Annotated in this window: 6 protein-coding genes; 1 reads left to right on the top strand and 5 read right to left on the bottom strand. The window is 70.6% G+C overall.

Features of this window, described 5'->3' with window-relative positions; all coding sequences use genetic code 11:
* The 4 genes from ACZ7RU_RS23880 to ACZ7RU_RS23865 form a co-directional block, all read right to left on the bottom strand.
* Positions 1-977: alpha-amylase family glycosyl hydrolase (locus tag ACZ7RU_RS23880; protein WP_470342960.1), on the bottom strand; the 977-nt coding region annotated here is incomplete at its 3' end.
* A gap of 109 nt (positions 978-1,086) precedes the next feature.
* Entirely contained in the window at positions 1,087-1,992 is a 906-nt protein-coding gene (locus tag ACZ7RU_RS23875; RefSeq protein ID WP_470342959.1) for a sugar ABC transporter permease, read from the bottom strand.
* A gap of 40 nt (positions 1,993-2,032) precedes the next feature.
* Positions 2,033-3,034: a carbohydrate ABC transporter permease gene (locus tag ACZ7RU_RS23870; RefSeq protein WP_470342958.1), complete on the bottom strand. Its 1,002-nt coding sequence runs from the start codon at positions 3,032-3,034 to the stop codon at positions 2,033-2,035.
* A 135-nt stretch (positions 3,035-3,169) separates the two neighbouring features.
* Positions 3,170-4,447, bottom strand: coding sequence for an extracellular solute-binding protein (locus tag ACZ7RU_RS23865; protein WP_470342957.1), 1,278 nt, complete (start codon positions 4,445-4,447; stop codon positions 3,170-3,172).
* Between the two features lie 310 nt (positions 4,448-4,757).
* Between ACZ7RU_RS23865 and ACZ7RU_RS23860 the strand changes: the two genes are divergently transcribed.
* Positions 4,758-5,264 (top strand): GNAT family N-acetyltransferase, encoded by a 507-nt coding sequence (locus tag ACZ7RU_RS23860; RefSeq protein ID WP_470342956.1) that lies wholly within the window; start codon positions 4,758-4,760, stop codon positions 5,262-5,264.
* 2 nt (positions 5,265-5,266) lie between these two features.
* Here ACZ7RU_RS23860 and ACZ7RU_RS23855 read toward each other — a convergent pair whose 3' ends face one another.
* Complete coding sequence (locus ACZ7RU_RS23855; RefSeq protein WP_470342955.1) at positions 5,267-6,331, bottom strand: aldose epimerase family protein; 1,065 nt, start codon at positions 6,329-6,331, stop codon at positions 5,267-5,269.
* Positions 6,332-6,423 lie beyond the last annotated feature (92 nt).

Genomic DNA, 6,423 nt, shown 5'->3' with positions numbered 1-6,423 from the left:
TCGCGCAGCGCGGCGGCGTCCCAGTCGGTGCCCAGGTACTGGAAGTTGAAGGCCTGGTGCAGCTCGTCGGGGCGGACGTAGTTGGCGGTGCGCTGGACGGTGGGGGTCCAGGCCTCGGCGACGCCGATCCGCTGTCCCGGGTACTCGTCGAGGATCTTGCGCCAGCTGCGGTAGATCTCGTGCACGCCGTCCTGGTCGAAGAACGGCATGACGTCGTTGCCGAGCAGCTTGAGCTGGTCGGCGCCGCCGAGGTCGGGCAGGCCGGGGGCCTTGACCAGGCCGTGGGCGACGTCGATGCGGAAGCCGTCCACGCCCATGTCGAGCCAGAACCGCAGGATCGAGCGGAACTCGTCGGCGACGGCCGGGTTCTCCCAGTTGAAGTCGGGCTGCTGCGGGGCGAACAGGTGCAGGTACCAGTCGCCGGGGGTTCCGTCCGGGTTCTGGGTGCGGGTCCAGGCCGGGCCGCCGAAGATGGACTCCCAGTCGTTGGGCGGCAGTTCGCCCTGCGCGCCCTTGCCGGGGCGGAAGTGGTAGCGCTCGCGCAGCGGCGAGCCGGGGCCCTCGCGCAGCGCGCGCTGGAACCACTCGTGCTGGTCCGAGGAGTGGTTGGGCACGAGGTCGACGATGATCCGCAGGCCCAGGCCGTGGGCGTCGCGGATCAGCGCGTCCGCGTCCAGCAGGGTGCCGAACATCGGGTCCACCGCGCGGTAGTCGGCGACGTCGTAGCCGGCGTCCGCCTGCGGCGAGGCGTAGAACGGCGAGAGCCAGACCGCGTCCACGCCGAGGTCGCGCAGGTAGGGCAGACGGCTGCGGATACCGGGCAGGTCACCCATGCCGTCGCCGTTGGAGTCGGCGAAACTGCGCGGGTACACCTGGTAGATGACCGCGTCCCGCCACCAGCCTCTGGACGCGCTGACGTTCGCCTCGTGAGCGGTGTCGGCGGCAGGCCGGGAGGTGTCGGCCAGGTTCTGGGTCATGGACGGTATCCCTTGGGGACTAGAGGAGAGCGGAAGGCGCCGGGACGTGGAGGCGCGGGACGACGTGGTGGCGCGCTGCGCCGCGGCGGCGCGCCACGACTTGGAGGCGCTACGACTTGGAGGCACCGGCGGTCAGGCCGGTGACCAGGTGGCGCTGCACCAGGTAGAAGAAGGCCGCGGACGGGATCGCGATCAGTACGGCGGTCGCGGCCATCAGGTTCCACTGGGCGTCGTGCTCGCTGACGAAGGTCTGGAGTCCTACGGCCAACGTGTACTTGTCGGAGCTGAGCATGAAGGTGGAGGCGAACGGCACCTCGGCCCAGTAGGTGAGGAAGGAGTAGAAGGCGGCCACCGCCAGGCCCGGGCGGGCGAGCGGCAGCACCAGCCGCCAGAAGGTGCCGAACGGGGAGAGCCCGTCGACCCGGCCGGCCTCGTCGATCTCCACCGGGATGGTGTCGAAGTAGCCCTTCAGCAGCCAGGCGCAGTACGGCACCGTGGTGGTCGAGTAGACCAGGATCAGGCCGGTGTAGCTGTCCAGCAGGCCGAGTTCGGAGAGCATCGTGTACATCGGCACGATCAGCACCGCGATCGGGAACATCTGGGTGACCAGCAGCGACCACATCAGCGGCTTGTGCCCGGGGAACTTCATCCGGGAGACGGCGTAGCCGGTGGTGGCGGCGACCAGCACGCCGAACACGGTGGTGACGCCGGAGACCAGCACGGCGTTGCCGAACCAGGTGAAGAAGTCGGTGTCGGACAGCACGTGCTGGTAGTTCGACAGCGTGAGCTTGTCGAGGATCTGCCCGGGGTGGAGGTAGTCGGTCTTGTCCGGGCCGAGCGAGACGAACAGGATCCACGCGACCGGGAACAGCGCGATCAGGCCGGCCAGGATCAGGGTGCCGTGGGACAGCGCCCGGGCCAGCGGGCTGCGCTCGCCGCGGCGGCGGACCCCGGCGGGCCGGGCGGCCGGGGCCGGCGCCGTCGCACGGGCCGGGAGTTCGGTGGTGGTGCTCATCGGGGTTACCTGCCTTCGTGGGTCAACTGGGTCCGGGGCCTCAGCCGTTGGCCTGCTCGTTGCGGGCGAGCCAGCGCCGGTAGAAGGCGGTGAAGACGATCAGGATGGACAGCAGGATCACGCCGTAGGCGGCGGACTGCGCGTAGTCCCGGGGGATCTGGCCGAAGCCGAGCCGGTACGCCCAGGTGACCAGCAGCTGGGCGTCGGGGGCGCCGGTGCCGAACAGCAGGAAGATCACGTTGAACTGGTTGAACGTCCAGATCACGCCGAGCAGCACGACGGTGGAGGAGACGGAGCGCAGCCCGGGCAGGGTGACGAACCGGAAGCGCTGCCAGGCGGAGGCGCCGTCCATCTCGGCGGCCTCGTACAGCTCGGCCGGGATCGACTGGAGGCCGCCGAGCAGCGAGATCATCATGAACGGCACGCCGGCCCAGGTGTTCACCATGATCGCGGCCGCCTTCTGCGCCCACGGCTCGGTGAGCCAGCCCGGCTCGGGCAGGTGCAGGAAGGAGAGGACGCTGTTGACGACGCCGCCGTCGGCGAGCATCAGGCGCCAGGAGAACACGGTGACGAAGGTCGGTACGGCCCACGGCAGGATGAGCAGCATCCGGTAGGCGGCGCGGCCGCGGAGCTTCTGGTTGAGCAGCAGGGCGAGGCCGAGGCCGAGGGTGTAGTGCAGGAAGACGCAGACGGCCGTCCAGACGATGGTCCAGACGAAGTGCGACCAGAAGCGGTCGTACGAGCCGGGGCCCCACAGGATGTCGGCGTAGTTGTGGAAGCCGACGAACTCGTAGCTCGCCGGGATCTCGTTGACGCCGATCTTGCGGGCCACGTTGAGGCTGTTGGCGTCGGTGAGGGTGAGCCAGACGCCCTCGACGAGCGGGTAGATCACCAGCGCGCCGAGCACCAGCACGACCGGGGCGATCATGGCGTAGGCGTACCAGTGCTTGGCGTAGGAGCGCTTGACGCGTTCCAGCAGGCCCGGACGCTGCTCGCGCTCCCGGCTGCCCTTGCCGGTGGCGCCATGCACGGCGACTGACATCGTTCACACCTTCTCGGGGGGAATTCTCGGGGGGAGCCGACGGCCCGGCCCGCCGGGGGACAGGTGACAGGTGGCGACGGGCAGCGCTGCTGCTCGTCCGCCGTCATCCGTCGGTCGGCGGGCCGGACACAGGGACTACTTGGCGAAGCCCGGCAGGAGCTTGGCGTAGTCGGTGGAGACGGTGTTCAGCGCGTCCTGGGTGCTCGTGCCCTGGACGGCCTTGCCCAGGTTGGTGCCGAGCGAGGCGAACAGCGAGCTGTACTCGGGCAGTTCGGGGCGCGGCTTGGCGCTGCTCAGCACGGTCTGGAAGCCGGCGATGCCCGGGTCGGCCTTGACGTCGGCGGTGAAGGCGTCGGAGCGGGTGGGCAGGGTGGAGTTCTTCTGCGCGATGAACGCCTGGCTCTCGGCCGAGGTCATGAAGGCGGCGAACTTCTCGGCGGCGGCCTTGTGGGCCTTGTCCGCGCCGGCGTAGACCGAGATGTTGTGGCCGCCGGTGGGGGCGCCGCCCTTGCCGGCGGAGCCGCTCGGGACGGCCGCGATGCCGAGGTTGTTCTTGTCGGCGAAGGCGGAGCCCTTGTAGATGTTGGTGATCTCCCAGGGGCCCTGGATGATCGCCGCGACCTTGCCGCTGTTGAAGGCGTCCATCATGTGCGCGTAGGCGTCGGTGGTGACGTCGGCCTTGGCGGTGCCGGGCGCGGTGAACATCGACTTGTAGGTCTCGACGGCCTTGACGGCCTCCGGCGAGGCGACGGTGATCTTCTTGCCGGCGGCGTCGACGGTGTCGGTGCCCTCGCCGAACAGGAACGGCATCGCGTAGTAGCCGTCCGCGGCCTTCAGCCAGAAGCCGTCCACGCCGGCCTTCTCCTTGACGGCGGCGGCGTCGGCCTTCAGCTCGTCCCAGGTCTTCGGCGCCTCGGTGATGCCGGCCTTGGTGAACAGCTCCTTGTTGTAGAGCAGGCCGAGGGTGTCGGTCACCAGCGGCACGCCGTACAGCTTGCCCTCGTACTTGGCCTGCTGGATCAGGCTCGGCTGGAAGGCGGAGGTGTCGGCGACGGCCGGGGTGCCGTCCAGCGGCTCCAGGTAGCCGGCCTTGGCGAAGGCGGCGGTCCAGCCGACCTCGGAGCGGAACACGTCCGGAGCGCCCTTGGCCCCCATGGCGGTCTGGAGCTTGTTCTGCGCCTGGTCGAACGGCACGTTGACGAAGTCGACCTTGACGTTCGGGTTGGCGGCCTCGAACTTCTTGACGAGCTCCTGGTAGTTCGGCGCCTCGTTGGTGGCGTTCGACGTGTCCCAGTACGTGAGGGTGACCGGCCCGTCGGCCTTGCCGTCGGAGCTGGAGCCGCTGCTGCTACAGGCAGCCATCGAGACCGCGAGGGCCACAACGAGGGCAGAGGCCGCGATGCCACGCCGCATGAGAACTCCTTGGGAGGGTGGGGGTGCCCGAGATGTTCGGAGACAGGCGCATAATGGCTGCCTCGTGCCGACCGCACCGTTGCTGCCGTCGGGCTCGGGAAGGAAGTTAACAGCGGCGCAAGAGGGACGGAAAGTCCTTGCAGAAAGTTTCTGCAAGAAACAGCGATCGTTACGCCCGCGTGTCCTGGACGTTGCCGCACGGTAGTTGACAGCGACACCGATTGCCCCGCTTCGCCCGATTCCCCCCTCCACCAGCCGGCCGACGGAACCACCGTGCGTGGCCGGAAGCGGTCTGCAGCAGACTGGACGCATGCGAATCAGAGCCGTCACCAGGGACGAACTTCCACTGCTCGCCGAGCTGGAGCGGGCCGCCGGCGCGCCCTTCGCCGCGATCGGCATGCCGGAGATCGCCGAGGACGAGCCCCCGGCCCCGGAAGAGCTGGCGCACTACCTGGAGCGGGGCGTCGCCCTGCTCGCCGAGGCCCCCGACGGAAGCGTCGCCGCCTACCTGCTGGCAGAGCCGGTGGACGGCGCGCTGCACATCGAGCAGGTCTCCGTGCACCCCGACCACGCCCGCCAGGGCATCGGCCGGGCGCTGATCGAGCACCTCGCCGACGCCACCGACGCCCCCGCGCTCACCCTCACCACCTTCGCCGAGGTCCCCTGGAACGCCCCCTACTACGCCCGCTGCGGCTTCCGCCCGCTGGCCCGGGAGGAACTCACCCCCGGCCTGCGCGAGATCCGCCGCAAGGAGGCCGAGCACGGCCTGGACCGCTGGCCCCGGCTCTGCATGCGCCGGGACCTGGACAAGGTGTAGGGCTAGTTGGTCCCCAGCCGGAGCACCGTCGTCGAGCGGAACTCCTCCCCCGGACGCAGCTCCGTGCTGGGGAACGCCGGGTGGTGCGGGGAGTCCGGGAAGTGCTGGGTCTCCAGCGCGATCCCGGCGAACGGCCCGTACGGGACGCCGCTCGCACCGGTGACCGCGCCCTGGAACTTGTTCGCCGTGTAGACCTGGATGCCCGGCTCGGTGGTCAGCACCTCCAGGGTGCGGCCGCTGACCGGGTCCTCCAGCAGCGCGGCCCGCGCCGGGCCGCCGTCCGCCGGCCGGGCCCGCAGCACCCAGTTGTGGTCGTAGCCGCCGGGCCCGGTCAGCTGGGGGTGCTCGTCGTGCACCGACTTGCCGATCGGGGTGGCCACCGTGAAGTCGAACGGCGTGCCGCCCACCGGCTCGGTCCGGCCGTACGGGATCTGCCGCTCGTCGGCCGGCGTGTACTCGTCGGCGTCCAGGGTGAGCAGGTGGCCGAGGACGTCACCGCTGCCCTCACCCGCGAGGTTGAAGTACGCGTGGTTGGTCAGGTTGACGACGGTCGGCCTGCTGGTGACGGCGCGGTAGGCGATCACCAGCTCGCCCGAGGCGTCCAGGGTGTAGGTGACGGTGACGTCCAGCGCGCCCGGGAAGCCCTGGTCCCCGTCCGGACTGTGCAGCGCCAGCCGCACCCCGCCCTCGACCGGCTCGGCCGCCCACATCCGGTGCGCGAAGCCGTCCGGGCCGCCGTGGATGGTCATGCCGCCGCCGGTCGGGGCGAGCTGGTGCTCCTCGCCGTCGAGGGTGACCGACGAGCGGTCGATCCGGTTGGCGTACCGGCCCACCACCGTGCCGTAGTGCCGGGCCGGGCCGAGGATCTCGGACAACCGGTCGGTGGCGAGCAGCAGTTGGGCGGAGCGGCCGGAGCGGTCCGGTGCGCTCAGGGTGTGCAGGGTCGCGCCGAGGGTGAGCACGCTCGCCTCGTACGGACCGGCCGTGAGCGTCCAGCGCCCGATCGCGGCACCGGCGCCCGAGGGCTCCAGGGGTTCCTGCCGCACGCTGGTGGCCTCGCTCGCCATTGGCCTGCTCCTCACTGGCGGCCGCGTCGCACCGCGGGCGCCCGGTTCCGGGTCCGTCGAGGGGGCGCCGCGGCGGCCCCGTGTTCGTCAGC

The sequence above is a fragment of the Kitasatospora sp. NPDC114501 genome (assembly GCF_055633695.1).
The sequence above is the reverse complement of the archived record's forward strand: the minus strand, read 5'-3'. Positions and strand labels throughout refer to the sequence as shown.

Bases quoted from the DNA above. Each gene is read 5' to 3' on its own strand.
- ACZ7RU_RS23855 (WP_470342955.1), bottom strand. From the start codon at position 6,331: ATGGCGAGCGAGGCCACCAGCGTGCGGCAGGAACCCCTGGAGCCCTCG.
- ACZ7RU_RS23870 (WP_470342958.1), bottom strand. From the start codon at position 3,034: ATGTCAGTCGCCGTGCATGGCGCCACCGGCAAGGGCAGCCGGGAGCGC.
- ACZ7RU_RS23860 (WP_470342956.1), top strand. From the start codon at position 4,758: ATGCGAATCAGAGCCGTCACCAGGGACGAACTTCCACTGCTCGCCGAG.
- ACZ7RU_RS23875 (WP_470342959.1), bottom strand. From the start codon at position 1,992: ATGAGCACCACCACCGAACTCCCGGCCCGTGCGACGGCGCCGGCCCCG.
- ACZ7RU_RS23865 (WP_470342957.1), bottom strand. From the start codon at position 4,447: ATGCGGCGTGGCATCGCGGCCTCTGCCCTCGTTGTGGCCCTCGCGGTC.